General features: G+C 47.3%; 26 protein-coding genes and 1 other annotated feature. Of the genes, 21 read left to right on the top strand and 5 right to left on the bottom strand.

Annotation, left to right across the window (positions count from 1 at the left end):
* The first annotated feature begins 87 nt into the window (after window positions 1-87).
* Window positions 88-1,977, top strand: a complete 1,890-nt coding sequence (locus BLS14_RS03655; protein WP_090949576.1) for a beta-glucoside-specific PTS transporter subunit IIABC — start codon at window positions 88-90, stop codon at window positions 1,975-1,977.
* 103 nt (window positions 1,978-2,080) lie between these two features.
* On the opposite strand, the gene BLS14_RS03660 is transcribed toward BLS14_RS03655, so the two are convergent.
* Window positions 2,081-2,671: a biotin transporter BioY gene (locus BLS14_RS03660; protein ID WP_090949578.1), complete on the bottom strand. Its 591-nt coding sequence runs from the start codon at window positions 2,669-2,671 to the stop codon at window positions 2,081-2,083.
* 130 nt (window positions 2,672-2,801) lie between these two features.
* On the opposite strand from BLS14_RS03660, the gene BLS14_RS03665 reads away from it, so the two are divergent.
* From BLS14_RS03665 to BLS14_RS03695, 7 genes are all read left to right on the top strand, one after another.
* Window positions 2,802-3,647 carry an ATP-binding cassette domain-containing protein gene (locus BLS14_RS03665; RefSeq protein WP_176854321.1) on the top strand — a complete coding sequence of 282 codons (846 nt, stop codon included), beginning with the start codon at window positions 2,802-2,804 and terminating at the stop codon, window positions 3,645-3,647.
* Entirely contained in the window at window positions 3,632-5,383 is a 1,752-nt protein-coding gene (locus BLS14_RS03670; protein ID WP_090949583.1) for an ATP-binding cassette domain-containing protein, read from the top strand. The genes BLS14_RS03665 and BLS14_RS03670 overlap by 16 nt, the downstream gene beginning before the upstream one ends.
* 97 nt (window positions 5,384-5,480) lie before the next feature.
* Window positions 5,481-5,786: a hypothetical protein gene (locus tag BLS14_RS03675; protein WP_064638752.1), complete on the top strand. Its 306-nt coding sequence runs from the start codon at window positions 5,481-5,483 to the stop codon at window positions 5,784-5,786.
* Window positions 5,787-5,959: 173 nt separating this feature from the next.
* The gene (locus tag BLS14_RS03680; RefSeq protein WP_090949585.1) at window positions 5,960-6,535 is read left to right on the top strand and encodes a GNAT family N-acetyltransferase; all 576 of its coding nucleotides are present in this window, start codon (window positions 5,960-5,962) and stop codon (window positions 6,533-6,535) included.
* Window positions 6,536-6,617: 82 nt separating this feature from the next.
* Entirely contained in the window at window positions 6,618-7,166 is a 549-nt protein-coding gene (locus tag BLS14_RS03685; RefSeq protein WP_090949587.1) for a hypothetical protein, read from the top strand.
* A gap of 65 nt (window positions 7,167-7,231) precedes the next feature.
* Window positions 7,232-7,807, top strand: coding sequence for a GNAT family N-acetyltransferase (locus BLS14_RS03690; protein WP_090805941.1), 576 nt, complete (start codon window positions 7,232-7,234; stop codon window positions 7,805-7,807).
* 43 nt (window positions 7,808-7,850) lie between these two features.
* Complete coding sequence (locus BLS14_RS03695) at window positions 7,851-8,441, top strand: HAD-IA family hydrolase (RefSeq protein ID WP_090949589.1); 591 nt, start codon at window positions 7,851-7,853, stop codon at window positions 8,439-8,441.
* Window positions 8,442-8,591: 150 nt separating this feature from the next.
* Here the strand turns inward: BLS14_RS03695 and BLS14_RS03700 are convergent, their stop codons facing one another.
* Complete coding sequence (locus tag BLS14_RS03700) at window positions 8,592-10,118, bottom strand: sensor histidine kinase (RefSeq protein WP_090949591.1); 1,527 nt, start codon at window positions 10,116-10,118, stop codon at window positions 8,592-8,594.
* Window positions 10,118-10,801, bottom strand: a complete 684-nt coding sequence (locus BLS14_RS03705) for a response regulator transcription factor (RefSeq protein ID WP_063563521.1) — start codon at window positions 10,799-10,801, stop codon at window positions 10,118-10,120. Before BLS14_RS03705 ends, BLS14_RS03700 begins: the two co-directional genes overlap by 1 nt.
* Window positions 10,802-11,004: 203 nt before the next feature.
* On the opposite strand from BLS14_RS03705, the gene BLS14_RS03710 reads away from it, so the two are divergent.
* The 12 genes from BLS14_RS03710 to BLS14_RS03765 all read left to right on the top strand — a co-directional run bounded on the left by BLS14_RS03710 (window position 11,005) and on the right by BLS14_RS03765 (window position 23,793).
* On the top strand, window positions 11,005-13,254 hold the full coding sequence (locus BLS14_RS03710) for a glycosyltransferase family 39 protein (protein ID WP_090949594.1): 2,250 nt from the start codon (window positions 11,005-11,007) through the stop codon (window positions 13,252-13,254).
* A 33-nt stretch (window positions 13,255-13,287) separates the two neighbouring features.
* The gene (locus BLS14_RS03715; protein ID WP_090949597.1) at window positions 13,288-14,274 is read left to right on the top strand and encodes a glycosyltransferase family 2 protein; all 987 of its coding nucleotides are present in this window, start codon (window positions 13,288-13,290) and stop codon (window positions 14,272-14,274) included.
* Complete coding sequence (locus BLS14_RS03720; RefSeq protein WP_079694407.1) at window positions 14,267-14,704, top strand: GtrA family protein; 438 nt, start codon at window positions 14,267-14,269, stop codon at window positions 14,702-14,704. Before BLS14_RS03715 ends, BLS14_RS03720 begins: the two co-directional genes overlap by 8 nt.
* 1 nt (window position 14,705) lies before the next feature.
* A complete protein-coding gene (gene galU / locus BLS14_RS03725) occupies window positions 14,706-15,578 on the top strand; it encodes a UTP--glucose-1-phosphate uridylyltransferase GalU (protein ID WP_072732648.1) in 873 nt (290 codons plus the stop codon).
* 149 nt (window positions 15,579-15,727) lie between these two features.
* On the top strand, window positions 15,728-16,573 hold the full coding sequence (locus tag BLS14_RS03730; RefSeq protein ID WP_063563526.1) for a class I SAM-dependent methyltransferase: 846 nt from the start codon (window positions 15,728-15,730) through the stop codon (window positions 16,571-16,573).
* 191 nt (window positions 16,574-16,764) lie between these two features.
* Window positions 16,765-17,042: a binding site (T-box leader), on the top strand.
* Window positions 17,043-17,159: 117 nt separating this feature from the next.
* Window positions 17,160-18,245, top strand: a complete 1,086-nt coding sequence (asd, locus tag BLS14_RS03735) for an aspartate-semialdehyde dehydrogenase (RefSeq protein WP_063563527.1) — start codon at window positions 17,160-17,162, stop codon at window positions 18,243-18,245.
* 187 nt (window positions 18,246-18,432) lie between these two features.
* A complete protein-coding gene (locus tag BLS14_RS03740) occupies window positions 18,433-19,533 on the top strand; it encodes an amidohydrolase/deacetylase family metallohydrolase (protein WP_090950197.1) in 1,101 nt (366 codons plus the stop codon).
* The gene (locus BLS14_RS03745) at window positions 19,511-20,623 is read left to right on the top strand and encodes a DgaE family pyridoxal phosphate-dependent ammonia lyase (protein WP_090949599.1); all 1,113 of its coding nucleotides are present in this window, start codon (window positions 19,511-19,513) and stop codon (window positions 20,621-20,623) included. The genes BLS14_RS03740 and BLS14_RS03745 overlap by 23 nt, the downstream gene beginning before the upstream one ends.
* Window positions 20,616-21,368: a 2-dehydro-3-deoxy-phosphogluconate aldolase gene (locus tag BLS14_RS03750; protein ID WP_090949601.1), complete on the top strand. Its 753-nt coding sequence runs from the start codon at window positions 20,616-20,618 to the stop codon at window positions 21,366-21,368. The genes BLS14_RS03745 and BLS14_RS03750 overlap by 8 nt, the downstream gene beginning before the upstream one ends.
* Window positions 21,361-22,377: a sugar kinase gene (locus BLS14_RS03755; protein ID WP_090949603.1), complete on the top strand. Its 1,017-nt coding sequence runs from the start codon at window positions 21,361-21,363 to the stop codon at window positions 22,375-22,377. The genes BLS14_RS03750 and BLS14_RS03755 overlap by 8 nt, the downstream gene beginning before the upstream one ends.
* A 203-nt stretch (window positions 22,378-22,580) precedes the next feature.
* Window positions 22,581-23,252 (top strand): SGNH/GDSL hydrolase family protein, encoded by a 672-nt coding sequence (locus BLS14_RS03760; RefSeq protein ID WP_063563530.1) that lies wholly within the window; start codon window positions 22,581-22,583, stop codon window positions 23,250-23,252.
* Between the two features lie 280 nt (window positions 23,253-23,532).
* Entirely contained in the window at window positions 23,533-23,793 is a 261-nt protein-coding gene (locus BLS14_RS03765) for a hypothetical protein (RefSeq protein WP_256336136.1), read from the top strand.
* A gap of 82 nt (window positions 23,794-23,875) precedes the next feature.
* Here BLS14_RS03765 and BLS14_RS03770 read toward each other — a convergent pair whose 3' ends face one another.
* On the bottom strand, window positions 23,876-24,844 hold the full coding sequence (locus tag BLS14_RS03770; protein ID WP_063563531.1) for a bile acid:sodium symporter family protein: 969 nt from the start codon (window positions 24,842-24,844) through the stop codon (window positions 23,876-23,878).
* Window positions 24,845-24,985: 141 nt separating this feature from the next.
* Here BLS14_RS03770 and BLS14_RS03775 point away from each other — a divergent pair, with 141 nt between their 5' ends.
* Window positions 24,986-25,462, top strand: a complete 477-nt coding sequence (locus tag BLS14_RS03775) for a DUF6376 family protein (protein ID WP_072732655.1) — start codon at window positions 24,986-24,988, stop codon at window positions 25,460-25,462.
* A 144-nt stretch (window positions 25,463-25,606) separates the two neighbouring features.
* Here BLS14_RS03775 and BLS14_RS03780 read toward each other — a convergent pair whose 3' ends face one another.
* A complete protein-coding gene (locus BLS14_RS03780) occupies window positions 25,607-26,044 on the bottom strand; it encodes a MarR family winged helix-turn-helix transcriptional regulator (RefSeq protein ID WP_170867822.1) in 438 nt (145 codons plus the stop codon).
* Window positions 26,045-26,112: the final 68 nt, after the last annotated feature.

A 26,112-nucleotide genomic window follows, 5' to 3' on the forward strand; every position in this document is an offset into this window, starting at 1 on the left:
TGTCCAAACCTTACTCAAGGCTTAGGTTTTTTGCGTGCAAAAAAAATCGGTAAGGTGCCTATTTTAGTAAATATGGGGGTGCACATCATGAGTCAGGAAAAACTCGCAAAAGAGATCGTCGAGCTGGTCGGCGGCGAAAAGAATGTGGTATCACTGGTACATTGCGCAACACGTTTGCGGTTTGTATTGAAGGATGACGCGAAGGCAGACAAAGCCAAGCTAGAAAAGACAGAAGGAATCATCGCAGTCAAGGAAAATGGGGGCCAGTTCCAGGTGGTCGTGGGCAATAAGGTGCCTGAGGTATATAGCGCCATTGGTCAGATCAGCAACATTTTGGATGATTCTTCCGAAAAGGAAAAGCCGAAGAAGTCCGCGAAAGGTTTAGGCGGCATTATCGATGTGATTTCCAGTATTTTTGCACCGCTGCTAGGCGTTATGGCGGGAGCCGGTATCTTGAAAGGGTTGCTGCTCATTGCAAGCAATGTCGGCTGGCTGGAAACAACGGAAACCACGTATAAGATCTTATTTGCAGCAGCAGACAGCCTGTTTTATTTCTTGCCTTTGCTGTTAGCGGTTACAACCGCTCGCAAATTCCAGGGTAACATGTTTGTAGCAATGACCATTGCTGGCGCATTAATCTATCCTTCTATCGTCACGCTCAAGGCGGAGGGAACGCCAACCGATTTCTTCGGTATCCCTGTGATTTTGATGAATTATTCATCTACCGTTATCCCTATTATTCTGGCAGTCATCGTTATGAGCAAATTGGAGAAATTCTTCAATAAAGTTCTTCACGAAAGTGTGAAAAATTTTGTCACTCCATTATTTTTGCTTGTTATTATGGTACCTCTTACCTTGCTCGTATTCGGTCCATTTGGAGTGTATGTAGGTAATGCCATTGCATCAGGACTTGTGGCTGCCTTTGGATTCAGTCCTCTATTAGCAGGAGCAGTTATGGGTGCAAGCTGGCAGCTGCTCGTTATTTTCGGAATTCACTGGGGACTCATTCCCGTATTTATTAACAACGTTGCTGTATATGGACGCGATGGTGTCAAACCGGCTGCGACGGCTTCCATCTTCGCACAGACCGGAGCTGCATTCGGCGTTATGTTGAAAACCAAAAATAAGAAGCTGAAAACGCTGGCGGGTTCATCGACATTGACGGCCTTGTTCGGGATTACCGAGCCTGCCATCTATGGTGTCACTCTGCCACTCAAACGTCCATTCATCGCAGGAGTGATCGGGGGTGCTGTTGGTGGGGCCATCATTGGTCAGGCAGGTACTCAGGCATTTGCTTCGGGCGCTCCAGGATTACTGACTTTGCCTATCTTCTATGGACCAGGTGGAGAGGGCTTCCCTGGACTGATTCTTGGGATCTGTATATCCTTTGTTGTTTCGGCTGCATTGACGTACATTATGGGATTCAAAGATCCGGTGGAAGAGGAAGAACAAGAAAAAAGCACGGAATCCACCAATGCATCAGTAAGAACAGCGGATTCCTTGGATCAAGAAGTTCTTAGCCCGATTGAGGGAACCATTGTTGAACTGACTGAGGTGCCAGATCCGGCATTTTCATCCGGCGCGATGGGCAAAGGCATTGCGATTGAGCCGGCAGTTGGCCGAGTCGTTGCTCCTTTTGACGGTACTATTACCGTGGCTTTCAAAAAGAAACATGCCCTGGCTGTCGTATCGGATACAGGTGCGGAGATTTTGGTTCATGTTGGGGTGGATACCGTCAAGCTCGATGGTCAGCACTTTACATCACATATTCAGGAAGGAGATCGGGTTAAAGCAGGAGATTTGCTGCTGGAATTCGATATCGCTGCTATCAAGGCCGCCGGTTATCATACGGTAACCCCTATTATTGTTACGAATTCTGCGAATTATGAGGAAGTGGTTCCTTTGACTACGGGATCAGTTCGGGTACAAGAGCCTTTACTTACCCTGTATGGAGGAAAGGGACAGGAACAAGAGTAAAAATAACAAAAGCCGTGTCCGACGTGGAACAGAATGTTTTCTGTTTACGCGGACGCGGCTTTATTAGTAATTTCAGCTCAAGCTTACGCTAACCAATTAGCGATCAGGAGTCAGCCTTTACCACTGTTGAGTTCATATTGCCTGTCAGTCGTTGCGGAGGGAAGACCATGCGCACAGGTGCGATGATGATCGCAGCGAACAAGGCTTTGATCAGATCACCGATGATGTAAGGATAGAATCCTTGAATCATCGCTTCGGGTAAAGACATTTTGTAAGCATAGGCCAACCAAGGAACGCCCGAGACATAGATCAACATTGAACCAAACACCTCAAATACGATAAAGGCCAGGAAATAACCAACGAATCCGTTCAGTTTGATTCTGCTGAGCAATAGTCCAATGAGCAATGCGGAGAAGGGCCACATCATAACATATCCCCCGGTAGGCCCAAGGAGTACTGCAAGTCCGCCTGCGCCATGCAGAAGCGGGAAGCCAATTGCAGTCAGGACCACGACCAAAGCGACACTTAGAAAACCATATAATGGGCCAAGCAGTCCGCCTGCCAGCATAACCGCAAGAGTTTGCAGCGTAATCGGCACAGGAGAGAAACCAATGGGAATACTTATGTAACCAAAAAGAACAAGTATGGCTGCCATCAGTGCGCTGAATACAATACCTCGCAAAGATAATTTCATGTTTGAACATTCCTTTCAATTTTGGTAATCTTATTGTTAACCGATCAAATGAATGTGGTTAACGATTTGGATCGTACCACAAAAGATTCAAAAGGGAAAGGACCAATTTGCGATGCAAGACGTTACACCTTTGATAAAACTAGAAAATGTCCGTGTTCATTATGCTTCCGAGTCAGGACGTGTTCGTAAGGCAGTGGATGGGGTTTCGTTGGAGTTAGCACCCGGTGAATGGATAAGTATTGTGGGAGCCAATGGTAGCGGCAAAAGTACGCTAGCTGGACTGCTGATTGGATTCACTCCGCTATCTGGCGGAGAAAGAAAGGCTGCTCCAGAACTGGTTGTGCGTGGAGTCCTCCAGCAGCCTGATGCCCAGGTACTTGGAGATACCATTGAGGAGGAATTTCATTTTGCCTTATCCTCACTGCTGGAATCTCCTGATGAACAATTACGTCGGAGAGAGCACGCATTACATACGGTAGGACTTGAACACCCGCCACAGGCGGCAATATCGATGCTGTCTGGAGGGCAGAAGCAGTTGCTTAATATCGCGGTAGCGCTGGCGGCCAAGCCGGATGTACTCATTCTGGACGAACCTACGGCCATGCTTGATCCGGGAGCCAGAGATCGAATGGAAGCGGTAGTTCAAACTATTGTCCAGCAGGGGACGGCGGTAATCTGGATTACGCATCATTTGGAGGAAGCGACTCTTTGCAATCGAATTATTGCCATGGAACAGGGACGCTGTGTTTATGATGGAGCGCCTGCGGCTTTCTTCTATGGAAAAGATAAGGAAGAGATAACGGCTGACGCTGGAAAAGGAGCACAACAACCATCACCCTGCGAACAGCTTGGGCTTGCTCCACCTTTTACAGTGCAGACGGCTCTACTCCTGAAACGGAAAGGTTTGCTGCATCATGCAACTCCTCTGCGACCAGAGCAGTTGGTTAAGGAGGTAGCCCTTTGGCAATCGAATTAGAACATGTAGGTATAGCTTCATCACAACCGGACAAAAAAGCGCTGCTTCAAGATATCACTGTCCGACTGAACCGTGGCGAAATCACTTTATTATTAGGCTGCACAGGATCAGGCAAAACCACACTGCTGCAAACGATCGCTGGCCTAAAACCTCCAGATGAGGGTAGCCTCAAGCTGGACGGAGAGCTTTTCTGGCAGAACGGGAAAGTGCCACAGTCCATTCTGTTGCAAATGGGATTGGTCTTCCAATTCCCAGAGCAGCAGCTATTTGCCCGAAGTATTGGGCGTGAATTTGCTTATTCTCTGCGTCCGTATCGGCTACCGGATGAACAAAAGAAAAAGCAGATTTCCGAAGCACTTGAGCGCTGGGACTCTCCAGCGGGTCAGGGAGAGGAAGAACGATTCCATTCGGACAGATCCCCCTTTGCACTAAGCGGGGGAGAACGGAGAAGATTGGGGCTTGCCCTGGGAACTGCTACGCAGCCTTCATGGCTATTGCTCGATGAACCCAGCGCCGGATTGGAAGCCCAAGGTGTGCTCATGCTGCTAGATGCTTTGAACCAGCATCGAACTGCAGGTGAGGGAGCCATTGTGGCTACACACGACCTGGACACATTTTTACCGCATGCGGATCGGGTTCTGTTGTTGAAGGATGGGCGTCTGGTTGCTGATCTCAAACCACGGGAGCTTCACACAAGACCAGATCTGCTGGAGCTTGCCGGAATTGGTCTGCCACCCTCTATGCAACTGGAACAACAATTTGCGGCTGCGGGCATTCATTTTCCTACTACTGCGTTGACCCCGGAGGAAATGGCTGAAGGTATTGTTCAGTCCGTCAATGAGCCTTTAGAGCAGAAGGTTGATGTTATTGGTAATGAGGATCAATTCACAGATGAAGCGAAGCTTGCCTTTTCAAGCTCCGACACTTTGGGAGGAGAAGGCACACAGGGGGTCATACACACCCACGCAGAATCAGGATCCAACAGAGGACTGTATGGTGCCATGGACCCGCGTCTGAAATGGGTTTTATACATTTTGCTCGTGACCGCTGCGATGCTTCAACACGACTGGTTAGGTCTATCTCTTACGTTGGTGCCAGTCATCTTGGCGCTCGTTATGCTGCCACGTCAGGCTCTGATGGGATGCTTGAAATTAATGAAACCGCTGGTACTGTTCTTTCTCGTATCAACTGCGTTGTCGGGCACAACTCTTTCTACAGAAGGTGGCGGCCTACAGTTCGGATTTTCCCTGATACAGGCGGAGGGGACGTTAATGAATGTCTACCGTTTGTTTATCGTTACGTTAGCAAGTCTTTGGTTTTCACTGACTACGCCTTATGGCCGTATGGTCGAGGGACTGAATTGGGTACTTGGTATCGGCGAAAAAATCAAGCTGCCCGTGTCGTCGTTTGCACTCGCTGTGTCTTTAATCTTTCGTTTTATCCCGATGATCTGGAGTGAATGGCAGCGATTCTCGCTGATCGTCCGGGCACGCGGCAAAGCTGCATTACGACCGAATACGGTACGGGTACGTGATCTTGGCCCAATGGTCATTCCCTTGCTCATGGCGTTGTTTCAGCGTGCAGAAGATATGACGATTGCGATGGAAATGCGGAAAGTTAGAGAGAATTCCCTGCTTGGATCACGTTGCTCCTTATTGGTATGGTCCAAACGAGATACATGGACTTGCATAATCGGACTTATTGTTTTTGTATTTTATATCTGGATCAGAGACTGAAACGCAGTGTTTGCCATTGATCATGCATAAATCCTTTCATTTCCGCTCAAAATAAACATGCTTTGATCACCACGAAGCAGATATGGAGGGACGAACGATGAAGGATAAATTTTTGCAAGAAGAAAGACAAGAATATACCGATGTGTCCACGGTGGAGTCGCAGCGAAATGATATCACACTCGAAGAGTTCCCTGAAGGTCCTTACGGCTCATCTCTAATGTCTGAATCTCTTGGCAAAAGCTCGCCGTGGCGAGTGGATCAAAGGACCGCGCATCGTTTCGATTATGAAAATCATGAGCTGCACGAAGGGGAAGTTCGGGATTATCCAGGTCAGGATGTCTACGATGAAACGGTTCCCGATAATGTAACCAAGCCTCAGTACCCGGAAGAAGAAGAATCGTAATGACGTATTATATAAAATAGATGATAGCCTTCGGCAGGATTTTCCTGTCCGTGGGCTATTTTTAGTTGTATCGTATATGAAAACAAATCTCCTCAAATTCCACAATTTGGGTTATCATAGGCGTAGTTCATATTAAAATGAAAACATTTCATGGCCAAGTGGGGGTTATCAGAATGAGAGAGATTAACTATAGCGATTATTTTTGGCAGGATGATAAGGTCAGATTACGTGCTTTGCGTGAGGAAGATTGGGAGGATCATTATTATAACCGGTTTGATTCACACGCTCGTCGTTTACTGGAATGTGCAGTAGAGCTGCCACCTACGAATGCTGAGGCGAAGAAATTTACGGAAGCCTTTTCCGATTTCTCTCTAGACAGAGGACGGATCATGTTCACGATTGAAAATATGGATGGTGAGAATGTTGGGGGCGTGAACCTGAACAGCATCGATGAGCGGAATGGAACCTTCAGTATTGGGATTCAAATTGACAGGGATCATCGCGGAAAAGGATACGGGACGAGAGCCATTCGAATATTGTTGAAATATGCCTTTTTCGAGCGCAGGCTTAATAAATTCAATGATTATGTTCTGGAAGGAAATGAACCTTCTGCAGCGATGATGAGAAAGCTTGGATGTGTGCAGGAGGGCGTGCGTCGTCAGGTGATTTATACCGATGGGAAATACCAGGATATGATCCTGTTCGGATTAAGCAAAGACGAGTTCATGAAAAAGGAGGAACTTGCGTGAGTCCCATTTTAAATCAAAGTGGTACGGTGTTTATGGTCTGCCAATGTTAGTTGGGTAACTGGCAATGTGCAAGGGGGGGAATATGAGGAAGCTGTTATGGATAAGTTCGTGCTTTGTTGTATGTGTACTGGTTAGTATTTGTGTATTCTTCTGGAATGATATTTTTGGATATAAAACGTTAGAGAAGGCTGTTCAGTCTACATGGAAATACCCCCTTCAAGTGGTTAATGTAGATCAACAAAATGAACTGGTTTTGTCACTGGACCAAACACAATATGTTTTCGCTGCTTATGAACTGAAGAATGGGAGATATCACTATGATACCGATAGTGAATCAGGTTGGACAGCGAGTTCAGATGTGGGGCCTGCCTTTTTGGTACAAGCGGAACCGAAGAACAACAAAGGGAATTTTATATGGGGCGCTTTATATTCGGATATGCCTGTACACAAGTTTAAGATTGAATATACAAACGGTGAAACTCAGGAGGTTGAGTCCAGCAATAATACATTTATCGTGAAGATGCCGGAAGCTTACCAGAGTGAAGACAAAATGATGTTAATGGCAACGTTCACGAATGTGTATGTTCTTGATGAAGAGAACAACGTAATACGAGCTTATAATTTGAATTGATTTTTGGTTATCGAGCTTTAAAGTGAGACGCAAAAGGGTAGATAAGATGTACACCAGGAGGCATTATGAAACAAACCAACCAAAGTGATGAATTAATCATTGAATGCAAAGATATTTATTTGCGCGAGTATCGACTTGAGGATTTGAAGAAATTGCAGGAAATCACCTGGCAACCTGAGGTTTACGAATTTTTGCCGGGATGGAATGCTGCGGTTGAAGATAGAGCACTTTGGCTCACTCAATACGAAATCCCTGAGAATCAGAATTTTAAACAAGCTGTTTTGGCGGAAGGGGACATTGGAGACCTCTGTTTACGTATGGCTATCGTGCTCAAAGAAAATGATGAGTTTATTGGATGGTGCTGCTCGGGGATCAAGGATGAACTGCCAGCGCCCAATCGGGAGATTATGTACGGCATTTCGAAACACTTCCGGAACCGTGGCTATACAACGCAGGCAGTACAAGGCATAACACAGTATTTATTTGAAAATACAAACGTTGAAGTATTGAATGCCATTGCTTTATTAACGAATCAGGCATCGAATAAGGTAATACAGAAATGCAATTTCGAATGGCTGAATTTGATCGAAATCGAGAATGAACCGTACAACCATTATCAACTGTTGAAGCACCAACGATAACCCTACTGTAATTGGCTCAAGATGACTGTACAGGAGTGATCCCATGGATTCCAAACCGCAGCTTGTTTTAGATCTGGCGGGTGTGTTGATCAACAATCTTTCCTCTTCATTCTGGCAGGAGCTTGCTAGGTATGCTGGTGCGCCTTTTCCTGTATTAATCGAGCAATTGAGTGGTATACGCAAGGACTTGTGGACAGGGAGGATGACAGAGGAACAGTTCTGGATCTGGATGCAAACCCAATATCCCAATATGGATAAGATGTATGCTTATGAATTGCTTGAACAAACAACAGAGTTGCTACCTGCCATGCATTGTCTTGAACGATGGAGCGAGCAGGCAGAGCTTCATCTCTTGAGCAATCATTGTCATGAATGGATTCAATCTATTTTGCCGTTGATCCAACCGTACTGCAAGAGCATAACCATTTCCAATCAGGTCGGATATTGCAAGCCCAATATAGAGATATATGAACTTGTACAATCTCATCTAGACAGGGATGTACGTATTATATACGTGGATGATCAGGCTAAAAATTTGAAGTCTGCTGCTGAGCTGGGATGGGAAACATTACTTGCGGATGAGCAGCATCAATGGATTGCTGAAATTGACGAATGGCTCGCAGACCAACGATAACTTCCGATACAGATTGACCTTGTACAAATAAACCAATTCGATACCAAACAAATAGCCCCCTTCATTTCTCCGCAGAAATGAAAGGGGCATTTGTCATGTGATAAGAGCCGCAATAAAACGAAAGGCTGCATCTTACAAGCCTCCTTCAGCTTAGGATTCACTCTTGACCAATGGCAGCAAAATCGTAAATTCCGTTCCTGCTCCTAGTTGGCTGCGCACTGTTATTTTCCCCCCATACGATTCCACAATCGAACGGGTAATGGCAAGGCCGAGACCCGCGCCTCCTTGTTTTCTGGAACGGGAAGAGCTTGTGCGATAGAAGCGTTCAAAGATATGAGGGAGATGCTCCGGTTCAATTCCTGAGCCGTTATCTTTGACGGTTAACTCGGCTTTATGCTGAGCGGCATACAACGAAATACTGATGGTTCCCCGATCTGAATCGGTGTGCTGTACTGCATTGTGGAACAGATTGAGTACAACCTGTTTCAGTTTGTGAGCATCGGCCATTACATGAACTTCAGCGGTCAGGTCGAGATGAACCTGTCTTTCCTGAGCCATCATGATCAGCTGTGGCTGCATTTCGAGCAGCAGACTGTCAAGTTGGATGACTTCCTGCTCCTGCTGAGGCGCCTGATCCAGCTTGGTCAGCATCAGCAGATCCTCTACAAGTTTGTTAATCCGCACCGATTCACCATACATGCTGTTCAAAGCGCTATATAATTGCTCGCTGTTGGAAGCTGCGCCGCGCTTGAGCACCTCAATAAATCCGTGAATGGAGGTAAGAGGGGTACGCAGTTCATGGGAAGCATCAGACAGAAAACGCTGCATCTGTTCTTTCGATTCCCGCTCTGCTTCAAACGAGTCTTCAAGCCTCTCGAGCATGCCGTTAAATGAAAGCGCCAGCTGATCTACTTCCTGTTGTCCCTGGACAGAAGGAAGGCGTTCGGCCAGGCTGCCTGCATCGATTCGTTGCACCGTATCTACCATACTGGACAAGGGAATCAGTGTCCGGCGAAGTGCTTTGGCGTATAGAACGAGTCCAGCCACCATAGCCAGCAGGGATAACATCAAGAAGATCAGAAGCTGTTTCACAATCAAATCTTTTAGCGGTTTCGTAGCAGTGCCCATCTGCACCATGGGTAAGCCGCGATTACGCGGTCCAGGCGAGGAGAAGACGATTAGCTGCTCATTGCCTTGGTTATCCGTTACAATCCGGTACGGAACATGTTGTTTATCGTTGATCCGATCTGTAATGTTCTGATATTCAACTGATGTCAAGCGAGGAGCGGTCAGACCGTCTTCACCAAAAATGTCCTCGAAGCCACTTTGATTATCAAATAAAGCCAGTGAACGGTCAGGAATGTATAAGAAACGATTGCCTGATCCTCTTGGATCTGATCCAGATTGCCCACCAAAAGGATTGTTCGTTGCACCATTTCGTGAAGACGATCCGAGCCACACAGGAGGCATGGACATGAGCTGTTCTTCCATAGTTTTTGCCTGGTTGCGATACAGAAAGCTTTCCATAATCCAGAATTGAAGAATGCCAATTAACAATAACAGAGCAGCCATAATAAAAAGGGATCGCGCGAGTAATTGAGAGCGGAGCGAATGTGGCGATATCCATTGATGAAGCCATGTCCAAAAATGTTTATCTTTCTTTAATAAAGAGGTCATTAGAGATCCACCCTGTATCCGACACCTCGAAGTGTACGAATGAGCTTATGTTCTTTATCCCCCAGTTTGTCACGCAAGGAGCGGACGTACACCTCCACAATATTCTCTTCTCCACCAAAATCGTATCCCCACACGCGGTTCAGAATGGTCGCTTTACTCAGGACAATGCCATGATTAAGCACGATGAATTTTAATAGTTCATATTCGGTTGGAGATAACTCCAGAATCTGATCGTGATAGGTAATCTCTTTGCGTTGATCATCAATTCGGAATGGACCATGAGTCACTGCCCCTATTAATAAAGGAAACTGATTACGCAGCCTTGCCTGAATCCGTGCAAGCAGTTCATCGAACGCAAAAGGCTTAATCATATAATCGTCAGCACCGAGCCATAGGCCTTTTACCCGATTCTCGACTTCATCTTTGGCTGTCAGCATGATCACCCCGACCTGAGCCCCGCTCTTGCGCAGACGCTCAACAACCTCAAACCCATCCATCTCGGGCATCATGACATCCAGAATGGCCATATGTGGACGAAAGTCTAGTGCCAATTCAAGCGCAGCGGCTCCATCCGGGGCCGTACGTACGTCAAATCCTTCGTTGCTTAGCCCAAGCTCCAGAAATTGCAAAATATGTGGTTCATCATCTGCCAATAGTATTTTAATGCCAGTACTTAGCTTCATAAGCAGGCGTTCCCTCCCGTTAAATCCATCGATTACATACCCTCAAATCTAGAGGTCTATATGCTGTATTATCGCTCGCCAAACTGAAAATTAGCTGAAAAGTTTGCAAGTTATCCTCAGGCAACATTCAGCGGGCACTCATCCCAGTTTTACTTTGGCATGTCACAATAGTAGACATGAAGAACTTGAAGGAGTGATTGAGATTGAATAACGCCAAACGAAGGATTGACCTTGTCCTTCTGCCGATTGTTTTACTGGCGGCATTTCTGAACGGGTATGGCATCTGGAACGACCAATATGCCAATTCCTATTATACGACCGCCGTCGGGAGCATGCTGAGAAATTTCCATAACTTTTTCTACGCATCGCTTGACTCGGCTGGTTCGGTAACCGTAGACAAACCACCGGTTGTCTTCTGGATTCAAACCGCTTTTGCTTACGTATTTGGATTGCATGGATGGAGTGTTATTTTACCGCAAGCGTTAGCGGGGATCGGTTCGGTGCTGCTGATATATTTCATGGTCAAGCCTACATTTGGTCTTGCCGCGGCGCGAATCTCGGCACTTGCGATGGCGACTGTTCCTGTTGTGGCAGCGGTCAGCCGTACCAACAATATTGACAGCATGTTGGTATTCACGTTGCTGCTGGGTTCATGGTTTTTGTTCAAGGGAAGCAAGCAAGGTAGTACGTGGCGCATCCTGGTTGCCTTTGCACTCATTGGACTTGCTTTTAATATGAAAATGCTGCAAGCCTACATGATTCTTCCGGCTTTCTACTTGTTCTATCTGCTTGCATTCAATGCAAAGTGGAGAAGAAAAATCATCCTGCTGATCGGAAGTACGGCAGTGCTGGCAGTTGTTTCCTTATCCTGGGCAGTTACCGTGGATTCTATACCGACAGATGAACGGCCTTATATCGGCAGCAGTGAAACCAATTCGGTGCTGGAGCTGGCTTTTGGATATAACGGCTTATCCCGTCTCACGGGACAACAGAACAGATCAGCGAATGCAGGCATGCCAAACGCCTCTGATGAAGGCAAGGTCCGTGGCAACGCAACTTCCCAGACATCAGCATCCGATCAGTCGGGCAGCGGCTCGGCTCCAACAGGCAATGCACCGGGAAATGGTGAAATGGGTGGCATGAACGGAATGACTTTCCCGGGCGGTCAGATGCCAAACGGTGGCGAGATGCCTAATGGAAGGAATTTCGGAGGCGGTAATGGCGGCGGTGGAGGCATGGGTGGCATGTTTGGTACAGGGGAAAAAGGTCCTCTGCGCTTATTCCAGACCGAACTGTCCGGCCAGGCCAGTTGGCTTTTGCCGATGGTATTACTTGGCTGCATCGCGATTTTTGCAGGATTAAGACGGAGAAATATAACAGATAAGCACAAGGAAGCTTTGTTCTGGCTGGTCTGGCTGCTTCCGGTAGCTGCTTTCTTTAGTGTAGCTGGTTTTTTCCATCAATATTATCTGATTATGCTCGCACCTCCTGTAGCGGCATTAACCGGAGCAGGATTTGCAGCCATGTGGACGGCGTATCGTGAACGCAATGGCTGGCAAGCCTGGCTGCTTCCGATATCCGTACTGCTTACGACCATCTTCGGCTGGTACATCATGCAGGTGTATAACGAAACGATCGGGGCAGCTTGGTCCATAAGTGAATTGATCGCAGGCATTCTGATCACGGTTATTCTGATTGTGATGCTTAATCGTTCACACCCATGGAAACAGGGTTTGATTATCGCAGGCTTCATGGTCATGCTGATCGGTCCAACCTATTGGGCATTCACCCCAATCACATATGGAGGCAACAGCATGATTCCGGCGGCTGGACCGACAGGTTCCAATGGGATGTTCGGTGGAATGGGCATGGCTATGGGAGATAGACAAGGTGGTCGCAATGGTGGCGATATGGTTCTGCCGAACGCATCAAATGACACCGACACCGATCAGGCTTTCCCATCATCCGATGAAACTGACCCGAACGATGCGGGCATGGGAACACCTCCGAATTCAGGCGGAAACATGAATGGCGGAGCAGGCATGCCTACGACAGGTGGGCGAGGTGGAGCGGGAAACCGCAACGAAGAAGTGGACACCACTACACTGAGTTATCTGAGAGAGCATAACACAGGTGAAACCTATCTCTTCGCAACGACGGACTATAACCAGGCAGCTCCATATATCATCGATGAGAATGAAGCAGTCATTACGCTTGGGGGGTTCTCGGGCTCAGATCCGGTGTATACCACGGAAAAACTGGAACAACTTGTGAAGAGTGGACAAGTGAAATACTTCATGGTAGGTGGCATGGGCGGCCGAGGTGGAAGTTCTGATATCGGTGACTGGATCAAGGAGCATGGTACCGAAATTCCAACTTCAGAGTGGAAGACAGGTACGGACAGCGGTTCCGGTTTCGGTGGTCAAACCACTTTATATGAAGTGAAATTATAAGCGTGATCGATTGGTATAAGGGAGGGAACGAACATGGCTCAAAAGTGCAGTTACAGCATTATCATTCCGATGTATAACGAAGAAGCGGTGATTGAGGAGACTTATCGGCGTCTGAAAAAAGTGATGGGCAGTACAGGAGAGAGCTACGAGCTGCTGTTTGTCAATGACGGTAGCGTGGACCAAAGTGCACAGATGATTCGTGACTACGCCCGTTGGGACGAGAGTGTGAAGCTGATTGATTTTGCACGCAACTTCGGTCACCAGATCGCGATTACAGCAGGGATGGATTATGCAGCAGGCGATGCGGTCGTCATTATTGATGCGGATCTTCAGGACCCTCCCGAGCTGATATTGGACATGATCGACAAGTGGAAAGAGGGCTATGAGGTTGTCTATGCCCGTCGGACCAGACGAAGCGGGGAGACCCGCTTCAAGAAATGGTCGGCAAGCCTGTTCTACCGCGTACTGCGTGCGTCGACGGATACGGATATTCCATTAGATACCGGGGATTTCCGTCTGATTGATCGCAAGGTATGTGATGAGATGAAACGCCTTCCGGAAAAAAATCGATTTGTTCGCGGACTGGTCAGTTGGGTGGGGTTCCGTCAGACGGCCATTGAGTACGAACGGGATGAACGTTTAGCAGGGGAGACAAAATACCCGCTGAAACGCATGTTGAAGCTGAGTCTGGACGGCATTACCTCATTCTCACACAAACCGCTCAAGCTGGCAGGTTACGTAGGAGCTGTTCTATCCATCGGCGGTTTCATTTATATGCTAAGTGTCATCGCTTCAGCGATATTTACAGATTCAACGATCAAAGGATGGCCTTCAATGGTCAGCATCATGCTGATCTTTAACGGCTTCATTCTGATCATGCTGGGCATTCTTGGCGAGTATGTTGGCCGAATCTATGATGAAACGAAGGCGCGCCCGCTATATATCGTAAGAGATGTGTATCAGGTGGAAAGTCAGTCGAGTCAGTCACGGTTAACGGGCAGAGTTGCTCATCATGACTAATCGTTTGGTCACTATATTTAAGTTTGGAATTGTGGGTGTCCTGAATACGGCGGTGGATGCAATGGTATTCACGTTGCTCGCTGCCGCAGGCGCACCTGCTCTAATTGCTCAGGTGATCTCGTATAGCTGTGGGGTAGTGAACAGTTACTGGTGGAACGGCAGGTGGACCTTCCAGGATGCGGGAAGACAGGGCAAAAAAAACGAAATCATGCGTTTTGTAATCACCAATCTGGTGGTACTGTCTTTATCCTCCCTGATTTTGTATATCTGCAATAGCACATTAGGTTGGAGTGTTGTAATGAGTAAAATACTGGCGACTCTCTCAGGCATGGTTATAAACTATATTGCCAGTCGGTATTGGGTGTTCCGGGCAGAGCCCGTTCAAGGATCTGATCCTTCATCTGATGCTAATGAAAGGAGTGTTTCATGATATGAGAATTAAAAAAGCAGTCATTCCGGCAGCGGGGCTTGGCACCCGATTTTTGCCGGCAACCAAGGCTCAACCTAAAGAAATGCTGCCGATAGTGGACAAACCAGCCATCCAATACATTGTGGAAGAAGCGGTACAATCGGGCATTGAAAATATCATTATCGTAACCGGACGCAATAAAAAATCGATCGAGGATCATTTTGACAAATCGGTTGAATTGGAGCATTCCCTGTATGCCAAAGGCAAGCAAGCTCTATTGGAAGAAGTGCAAGCGATCAGCGAAATGGCGAGTATTCATTTTATCCGTCAAAAAGAACCGCTTGGATTGGGCCATGCGATTGGGTGTGCTCGTCAGTTTGTGGGAGATGATCCGTTCGCCGTACTGCTTGGAGATGATATTATGGTGTCTGATCCTCCGGCGCTCGCACAGATGATTCATTTATATGAAAAGACAGGCAGCCAGATTGTCGGCGTACGGCAAGTGCAGGATGCTGACGTGAGTAAATACGGAATTATCGATTCACAGGGCGCAGAGGATCGGGTTCACCGAATTACCAATCTGGTAGAAAAACCTTCAATGGCAGAAGCACCCTCCCGAACAGCCGTGATGGGACGATACATTCTGAAACCTTCCATCTTTCCAATTCTCGATCAAATCGAGAGAGGGGCTGGAGGGGAATATCAGCTAACGGATGCGCTGAAAGAAGTAAGCCAGGTGGAAGAGCTGCTGGCCCTTGAGCTGGAGGGGCGTCGCTACGATATTGGTGATCAGTTTGGATATATTCAGGCGATCCTAGAGATTGGACTGATGCGTAAGGAACTACAGCCCATGCTGACACCATATCTTCAGAAGCTTGCAACGCAGTGGGGATAGGGATTGATATGTAGCAGAAGTTTATATCTGCTGTAGGACGGAGTCTCCTCTGTGTCATGGTTCTGGCATAGACTCCAGCATTGTACAATGGTGACTGTCACGATACAATGAGCAAGAAGTTCAAGTTGCTCTTTGAGGAGTGAGGAATCATGAGTGAGGCTATCATCAGTGACCTTATTAAGTATATGGACGTGGAGGACAATGCCGCCATTCAATACATTCAGACCGAGCATCGGATGAAACTGGGACTCTTTTGGGGGATCCGGGAAGGCAGCCGCGTTCTGGAAATCGGTTGTGGTCAGGGAGATACAACGGCCGTGCTTGCACATTTGGTGGGGGAGCACGGGTATGTTCATGGTGTAGACATTGCACCAGAGGATTATGGTGCACCACTGACCGTAGGTGAAGCGGCAGCCAAACTGCGGAAATCTCCGCTGGGTGACCGAATTCGAATGGATTATGATTTTGACATTCTAAGTGATCAGGCCCAATTCGGCGAAAATGAGTTTGATGTGATTGTACTTTCCCATTGTTCTTGGTACTTGAAATCATTTGACGAACTCGCCCAGATTCTTAGCAAGGTTAGGAAGTGGGGGCATCAGTTATGTTTCGCCGAATGGGATGCACGAGTTACAGATGTGAGCCAGCTCTCACATTGGTTATCCGTTCTGATTCAGTCCCAGGTCGAATGTTACAAGGAGAACAGCTTCTCCAATGTGCGCACGCTTTTTACACCGGAGGATATTCAAGAGCTTGTCTCTGCGGCGGGCTGGACGATTAAGGAAGAGATTTCGATCCATTCTCCCGAGCTGCAGGACGGTCGCTGGGAAACCGAAATGACACTGGCAGAAGCGCCTATGGAACTGCAGATGCTTCCGATTCCGAATAAGGTAAAAACACTTCTTCTTTCCGAACTGAAATTACTTAGGACACATCATGCCTCGGGGCCTGAGAGCCCACTGGGAACGTATGCGATTGTTGCCAAAAAGCAGTAAAGAAATAGCCATTTGCAGCAATTTATAAGAAAAACGTCTATCGACGTACTTTCACAGAAGACAGACCGCGTTTTGCTGAAGTTTTTCTTGCGATAATTGAATTGTTCAGCTCCGCTGAAAACGTATAAATTCCATTATCTAAAAAAATGTGTTTACTTCACGATGGTAATTTTGATATTATAATCGCAATATCAAATGCGACGAAGAGATGAGTAGATAAAAGGTTTCTTATACAGAGAGCTCCGGCAGCTGAAAAGGGGTAAAGAATTTTTTATTGAATAAAGACTCAGAGCAGCACATCGGAACTTGAAGGCTTGAGGGATGGTGTGACAGGAGCTCCTGTTACAGAGCGAGAGTATATGCGGATGCGGCATAATTGAATGCAGTTATCCTTAACTCGAAGAGGCTGGTATGGCGACATATTGGCGAATCTGGGTGGTACCACGAGTGTAACAATCTCGTCCCTGAGACTTTTGTCTTGGGGATGGGATTTTTTGGTTTTTCCGGGATGTTAGCTACACGCTTTGGAAATGCCTGAATAGTGTTTAATAAGGGGAAACTCACACCGAAAGGAAATGATGATTTTATGTCAGCAAAATTGAAAGTCGGTATCGTCGGAGGAACGGGGATGGTAGGTCAGCGTTTTGTGGATCTGCTCAATGAACACCCATGGTTTGAAGTAACGGCTATTTCAGCAAGTGCTAACTCGGCAGGCAAAACATACGAAGAATCCGTACAAGGCAGATGGAAGCTCGCTGCTGCGATCCCGGAAGCAGTGAAAAACATCGTTGTGCAGGATGCTTCCCAAGTGGAAGCTTTTGCAAGCCAGGTTGATTTTATATTCTGTGCTGTAGATATGAAAAAGAATGAAATTCAAGCGCTCGAAGAGGCTTATGCCAAAACGGGAACTCCGGTTGTTTCCAACAACTCGGCTCACCGCTGGACAGCGGATGTACCCATGGTTATTCCGGAAATTAACCCAGGACATCTGGACGTGATTGAAGCTCAACGCAAACGTCTCGGAACCAAAACCGGATTCATCGCAGTTAAACCAAACTGCTCGATTCAGAGCTATGTACCTGCACTTCACGCGTTGCGCGAGTTCAATCCAACTCAAGTGGTGGCTTCCACATACCAAGCGATCTCAGGCGCAGGTAAAAACTTTACCGACTGGCCGGAAATGCTGGATAACGTGATTCCATACATCGGTGGCGAGGAAGAGAAAAGTGAACAGGAGCCGCTGCGCATCTGGGGAAGCATTCAAAATAATGAGATTGTAAAAGCGTCCTCACCATTAATTACAACACAATGTATTCGTGTTCCGGTAACAGATGGTCACCTGGCGACAGTATTTGTATCCTTTGAGAAAAAACCATCCAAAGAAGAAATTCTGGACCGTTGGCTGCAATTCAAAGGTCGTCCGCAAGAACTGGGTCTGCCAAGCGCACCGAAACAGTTCATTACGTATTTTGAAGAAGAGAACAGACCACAAACGAAGCTGGATCGTGACATCGAGCGCGGTATGGGCGTTTCAACGGGCAGACTGCGCGAAGACTCCCTATATGATTACAAGTTTGTAGGACTGTCTCACAACACGCTGCGCGGAGCAGCAGGCGGTGCTGTTCTGATCGCTGAATTGCTCAAAGCTGAAGGATATATTCAGCCGAAATAAACAGGCATTGTGGAAATAGGAATAGAAGTAATAGAATATTACTGACAGGCTACCCCTTTTAGTAGACAAGAGTATGAGCATCTGGGAAGATGAATTTATTTTTGTTGAACAGAGGGGTATTTTCATATCAATACATATGAAGCAGGAACATGTGAATCCAATATTCCAGAACAGGAAGGGGATTGTGATGGACGGTCAGCTGGTATTGCGTCGAGTCCGTCTTACAAGCGGTGAAGAGGTGGATGTGGTTATCAATGAAGGCAGGATTGTGAAGGTCGCTCCTGGTGGAACGGAAAACGGAGATCGGATATGGGAATCGCCTGGAGCTTACATATCCAGCGGATGGATCGACATGCATGTGCATGCTTTTCCAGAGTTTGATCCTTATGGGGACGACATTGATGAAATCGGTGTAAAACAGGGCGTTACTACGATTGTGGACGCAGGCAGCTGCGGTGCTGATCGAATTGGCGATCTGGCGATAAGCACTCATAAGGCGGCTACCCGGGTGTTTGCCTTTTTGAACATATCTTGCCTCGGCTTACTGCGTACTGACGAATTGTCGAATCTGGACTGGATTGATCGGGACAAGTTGTTACAGGCTACCCGGGCATATTCTGAATTCATCGTGGGATTAAAAGCAAGAATCAGTGGGAGTGTGGTTGGCGAAAGCGGACTGCGCCCACTGTATTTGGCAAGAGAGTTTTCGCAGGAAACAGGCCTGCCGCTTATGGTTCACATTGGATCAGCCCCACCTGATATTCGTGAGGTCATGCCGCTCTTACAGGGTGGTGATGTGGTCACTCACTATTTGAATGGAAAAAACAATAATCTGTTCGATGATAGAGGCGCGCCGCTGGATGTATTGAACGATGCCATCAAGCGCGGTGTGCATTTGGATGTGGGACATGGGACTGCGAGTTTTTCATTTCAGGTTGCAGAAGCTGCCAAGAAGCATGGCATTGACCCGGATACGATCAGTACGGATATTTACAGGGGCAATCGTCTGAACGGTCCGGTCTACAGCATGGCTAATCTGTTAAGTAAGTTTCTGGCCATTGGCTACTCGTTGAGCGAGACGATAGATCGGGTGACCTTACGGGCAGCAGAGTGGCTGGGCAGACCGCAGCTGGGGAGGATTCAGGCAGGTGATGAAGCCAATTTGACACTTTTTAAAGTGGTAGACAAGCCTGTAACACTTGTGGACTCCGAGGGAGTAAATAAGGTAGGCAGCCGTCAAATTGAAGTAAAAGGAGTGATTGTGGGTGACCAATTCATTGAATGTTAAATATGGACTGAAACGTGTTATCAACGCCAGCGGCCGGATGAGTATCCTCGGCGTATCTGCACCGACGGACACAGTCATGGATGCCATGAAGCAAGGCGGGCAGAGTTATGTGGAGATCGCAGATCTTGTAGACAAATCAGGGGACTATGTATCCCGTCTAATCGGTGCCGAAGCGGCCGTTGTTGTCAATTCCGCTTCTAGTGGCATCGCGCTCGCCGTAGCTGCCATGGTAACAAAGGGCAACCGCCACGCAAGTTTGAAGCTACATCAGGAAGTCATTACGAACAATGAAATTGTTATGTTGAAAGGCCACAATGTACAATACGGAGCTCCCGTGGAGACGATGATTTACCTTGGTGGTGGGAAGCTGATCGAAGCCGGATATGCCAATGAAGGTCGGGCGGAGCATATCGCGGATGCGGTTTCCGACAAAACGGCTGCGATCCTATACGTCAAATCCCATCATGCGGTACAGAAAAACATGATTTCCGTAGAGGAAGCCTGGCAGGTTGCCCAGAAGTGTGAGATACCCCTCATTGTCGATGCGGCTGCGGAAGAGGACCTGCACAAATATGTGAAGTATTCGGATTTAGCCATATACAGCGGCTCCAAGGCCATTGAAGGCCCAACTTCCGGCATTGTGGCAGGTAAACGAACCTATATCGAATGGTTGAAGGTTCAGCTTCACGGGATCGGGCGCAGCATGAAAGTAGGTAAAGAAACTACGTTTGGCCTGCTTCAGGCTTTGGATGAATATGCAGTCAAAGCTGACCATAGTGAGCAGGAAAGGGCTTCCTTGCAGGAGTTAATGTCACTCAATCAGATAGCCGGGATTCAGGTATCGATTGTCCAGGACGAAGCGGGCCGAGCGATTTACAGGGGGCGCATCCAGGTCGACGAAGCGAAGGCGGGGATCAGTGCCAAACAGCTTAATGAGGAGCTAAGAGGCGGTCCTATCGCCATTTATACTCGTGATTATGGCGTAAGGCAAGGTTATTTCGATATCGACCCCCGTCCGTTGATGGGGGATGACATGCGGGTCATTGAAGATCGAATTCGACAATTGACAGGAGGAGAAGGAAATGTCTGAGATTGCAAAACGATTTTATAACAATCGGGTGGCTTTGAATGTGCTCGCCAAGGACATTACGAATGCAAAAGAGGTTTTTGATGCGGCTGAGGGCCATGTTCTTGTCGGCGTTCTTTCCAAGGATTATGCCACTGTGGCTGAAGCGGTGGAAGCGATGGAAGCCTATGGGCGGGAAATTGACAATGCCGTTTCAATTGGACTAGGTGCCGGAGACAATCGACAGGCTGCTGTCGTCGCCGAAATCGTAAAGTATTTTCCGGGCAGTCATATCAATCAGGTATTTCCGGCAGTTGGCGCTACCCGAGCGAATCTCGGGGACCGGGACAACTGGATTAACAGCCTCGTCTCCCCGACTGGTCAGCCGGGCTTTGTCAATATTTCGACGGGTCCAGTGAGCGCTGCCCAATCCAAGCTTGCCGTCGTGCCTGTACACGCGGCCATTGCATTGGTACGGGATATGGGTGGCAATGCACTGAAGTATTTCCCGATGCAGGGTCTGAAGCGGGAAGAGGAACTGCGAGTGGTAGCGAAAGCGTGTGCAGAAGCGGACTTTGCGTTGGAGCCTACCGGTGGCATCGATATGGATAATTTTGAAGCCATTCTCGAAATCGCACTGGAGGCGGGGGTTCCGCAGGTTATTCCACATGTGTATTCCTCCATTATTGATCAGGAGGGTCTGACCATTGTAAGTGATGTGCAGTCGTTATATGCATCAATGAAGTCGCTGGCGAAGAAGTATGGTTAAACGCGTAGGGGCTTTTGGCGAAGTCATGATGCGACTTGAAGTTCCGGGACATGATCTGTTGATTCAGAGTAATCGGCTGAAATACTCCTTTTCGGGCAGTGGGGTCAATGTAGTGTCGGCGATGACACGTTACGGATATGCAGGCCTGCTGGTGTCGAGGCTTCCGGTCAATCCGTTGGGTGATGCCGCCGAATCCTATTTGCGCGGACTGGGCCTGAGCACCGAATATGTGCGTCGCGGAGGGCAGTATATCGGGATGTACTTTCTGGAGAATGGTTATGGGGCCAGACCTGGACGGGTGACTTACTCTAACCGGCTGGAGAGCAGCTTTAATATTGCGCCTGAAGGCACGTATCCCTTTGCGGCAGTTGCATCAGGCATGGACGCTATTCATTTCTGCGGAATCACGCTGGCGATGAATGATTCGGTGAGACTGGCGATGAAACAATTGGCACAGGTGGTCAAAGAACAAGGCGGCACAGTTGTTTTTGATTGTAATTATCGTCCTGCTTTATGGGGGGATCAGGGTTATGCCATGGCGAAGCCGCATTATGAGGAAATGTTGCATTTGTCAGATATCGTCCTGATGAATGAGCGGGATGCTCTTCATATTCTGGGGTTAAATACGGACAAAGTACAAAGGGAAGAGCAACTGACTGAGCTCATTCCCCTGGTTGCCGAACGGTATGGCGTGCGTAGCCTTGCTGGAACGCATCGTACCATATACAGCGATAACCGACACTGCCTACAGGGCTATATGTTCAAGGAAGGGGTGTTCGCTTATTCCGAGCCGCTGACCTTTTCTGTTTATGACCGGATCGGCGCGGGCGATGCGTTTGCGAGCGGCATCATGTATGGTGAACTGGAGGGGTGGATGCCAGCGGAGACAATCTCTTTTGCTGCGACAGCCGGAATGCTGGCGCATACCGTAGCAGGTGATACACCAATGGCTTCCACTGGAGACATCATCCAGGCGAGGAACAGCACCGTGCGTGATGTAACAAGGTAATATTTTAGTGGAGAATGCCTGGAACGTAGAGCGATAGATGCTGATCTTCTTCTCTATTAAGATTGTCTCGGTATCGTGTGGCACGAAAACTTTTGTTACAATAGTGTAGCGAACGATGAAAGGCTGGAAAGGCCGTTTTGCTTCGGTATTTGGATGACATCGTTACTATACATATCTGTTACAAGGGAAGAAGGGATCTGCTCATGTCGTCACAATCATCATCCTATGAAGGGCAAAAGGCTGTTTTTCTGGGAGACAGCATAACTTTCGGATATGGACTTCAGGAAGGGGAACATCCGTATCCGGAGCTGGTTTGCAGCGCATTGGGATTTCAATCCCATGAGAATCATGGCATTTCCGGAAGCAGTGTGGCGGACGGAGGGTTTGAACCGATGTGTAATCGCATTGGGCAGATGCACGCGGAAGCGGATGTTATCTTTTTCATGGGCGGAAGAAATGACTTCTCCAGTGGTATGACGGCATTTGGCGATATCAGTACTTCGCCCAATTCGAAGGATACCTTTTATGGGGCGCTTAAACATATAGCAGAAGAGTTGATCCAGCGCTATCCAACCAAGCTGATCGTGTTTCTTACTCCGCCCCATGGATCAAGTGAAGCTGTCCCAGAAGACCTGCCCAATACGGTAACCAGACGGATATACAGTGACTATGTCGCTGCGATTAGAGAGGTCGCGTCGTTGTACTCCATCCCGGTCTGTGATCTGTGGAACATTGCTGGAATCCAGCCATTATTGCCAATCCACAAAGAATTATATTTTACAGGTGATAATGGTGTACCGGATGGGCTCCATCCCAACCAGGCCGGACATGAAAGAATTGCCTCCAGAATCGTGGGCTTTTTGAAATCGTTGTGATACCTTGTGAATTAGTGTGAGGAAAAGAGAAATAGAGTGAATGGGGATCTGCAGGGTAGGCACTTTAATCATAAGTGTCACTTATTGCAGGTCCTTTGTGTTATACAGAATCAGGATATATTATAAAAAATTTATGTCGAAACTAATATGGTAAATATTACATTGTAAATTCATGAGATTTCCGGTATTTTTATTAACGGCAAACTTTTATTTATAAAGTAGAAGTAGATTGTCTTAGCAGGTAGCAATTGAAATGAAGGAGAAAGGAGGAAGAAATATTATGTCAGAAGTGTCTAGTCAAAGAGTACATAAGCCAGGACCACAGCCAGTAAGTTTCGGTAGTTGGATGCTCACGTTGTTCCTTATGATGATTCCGCTTGTAAACATTATTATGTTGTTTGTATGGGCATTTGGAGATTCCAATCCTTCGAAAGCCAATTATGCCAAAGCAGCGTTGCTGTGGGCAGCGATCGGAATTGTTGTGTATATTCTAGTGTTCGTACTTATCATTGGAACTGGAATTTCGCTCTCGGATTACTAGGTTTATGAATACGTAGCTTGATAAAGTTTAATCAAAAAAACGCCGACAATACTGTCGGCGTTTTTGATTTGTTTATTTTGTACTAGGCTGCGGACGTCTTATCAGCATTGTGAAGAGTCTGCGAGCGGCGGCCAAGCAGATATCCTGCAAGCGAGGCCAACATCTGCTGGAATACCATGCCGAGTACAACCGGGACGGCAACCGGTGGAGGGAAATACGATACGGCAAGCACCGCTCCCGCACTAATATTGCGCATGCCTCCGTTGAATACAAGTGCGACCTGATCGGCTTCATTCCAACCGAGTAATCGGGCAACGAAGTAACTTAGAGCATAGCCAAATGAGGCCAGAAAAATAATGATGGCTGCTAGACCAGCGAGCTGCCAGTTAAAGTCAGCTAAATAGGGCGCAACAACAGAGCCATTAATCGCGACAACCGCTGCCATGAACAATTTGGAGAACGGATTCAGTCTAGGCCCCCAGACTGGAACAATGGCCCCTTTGGTCCATTCATTCAAAAGCATCCCGAGCAAGGAGGGAACAACGATCATCCAGAACAGACTGCTCATCATGGCTGCTATATCCAACGATACGCTAGTGCCAATCAGCAAGGATAATACGCCGGGTACCACGAAAGGAGCAAGCATGGTGTCAATCAGGATAATCGACAGCGTCAGAGCGATATTGCCCCGATAGATACTGACCCAGATAAAGCTGCTCACACCTGTCGGAATAACGGCAGCCAGAACAAGGCCCGTTATCGTGTAGGCATCCGTTGGGAAGACCAGGTGACCCATGCCAAGAGCAATCAGAGGCATCGCCAGGTGCAGAATAAACAGACAAACGAACAGTGGAAAAGGCTTCTTCAGCACGTTCACAAAATCCCGTATCCCGAGACTGATGCTTCCCGCAAACGTCATGAATGCAAAAAGCCATGGCGACAAAAAGGTATAAGAAGAAAGAAGACTCCCGCAAAGAACGCCAATAATAATGCTGATTGGAGTAATCAGTGGCATGATGCGGTTCAAGCGTACATTTAAGGCCTGAAGCATATTCATGACATCCCTTTACCGTATGATTCCTTTATTATACATGTTAATAACGCTGAATGTAGACCCATTTGCAATGAAGCATACGGAGCAGTTATCATAAATCTGGAAGAAACACTTCAAGTTGAAGAAGGGGAGATGGTCATGATTAAACGGAAAAGAAAGCATACATTAATGATGGCAGGCCTCATTGCGTCAAGTATTCTTGTGATATCGGCCTGTTCCGTTGTAGAACAAGCGAATCAAAGTTTGAATTACGTTAGTGGGGCTACTGATTATATAGAGCAAGTATCGAACGCCGGAGCCGATCTGCAAGAACTCGCATCAGGAGCGGTGAGTAACCCTGAAATAACAACTCAGGTCCAGGAGAAAATAGATCAAATTCAGGCAGAAGCCAGCGAATTCTCTCAGCTGACAGCACCAGCGATAGGGGAAAGCATTCATGAAAATCTGGTCAGTTACAACAATCAATTAACCGAAGTTGTGGGTCAATTTGAGAACACGCTTGCAGAGCAGGGTTTTACGGCAGAAAACTGGGAGAAGACAGGTATTCCTGAATTGATCACCAATATTAATGGTTTAAAAGATCCGTTAAGCGGTCTTGGAATCGAGGCCAATTAAGATTTAAACCAGGAAATGCCTTGAGTATAAAGCGGCTTCATCCCCAAAAAGGACGATATACCGGAGTGATTTTGATCACTTGCGGATATCGTCCTTTTTGTTTTTCTAATATAACTCACATTTTTTACAAAATATAAACATGGATCACGATGATGATTTGCCACGGATTTTGGAGCTTAGATCTTCAATCTGTCCATCCAGAACATTTCCTGCTTTACTTAGGAACCCTGTAATAAGCTCCAGCTCTTCCTCTGTGTATGTGGAAGCCAGATTAACCATAGCTGCATGAAGGGTGAGGTAGGTGCTGCTGACTTCTTCCTTGTTTTCGTACAAAGGCACAATGATGACTTTACGGCGGTCATTGGGGTCATTTTCTCGACGGACAAAGCCGTTCTTCTCAAGCCTGTCAATTAATGTCGTAACACTTCCGGTGGCCAGACCGGTAAGTTTTGACAGTTCACCTGCAGTGATTGGACCTTTCTCGCGCAGGATATCCACGGATATGAAATCGTTATTGTACAAGCCCAAAGAGGCAGCCACATGCTGCTGATATAAAACGGTTCGGGTACCCAGGCTCCGCATTCGCAACGTAAAATTCTCCTGTAATTCGGTAGGTTGTTGTTGATGTTCTCTTGACAAAAGATAACCCT

Source organism: Paenibacillus sp. OK060, from assembly GCF_900101205.1.
Classification (GTDB): domain Bacteria; phylum Bacillota; class Bacilli; order Paenibacillales; family Paenibacillaceae; genus Paenibacillus; species Paenibacillus marchantiae.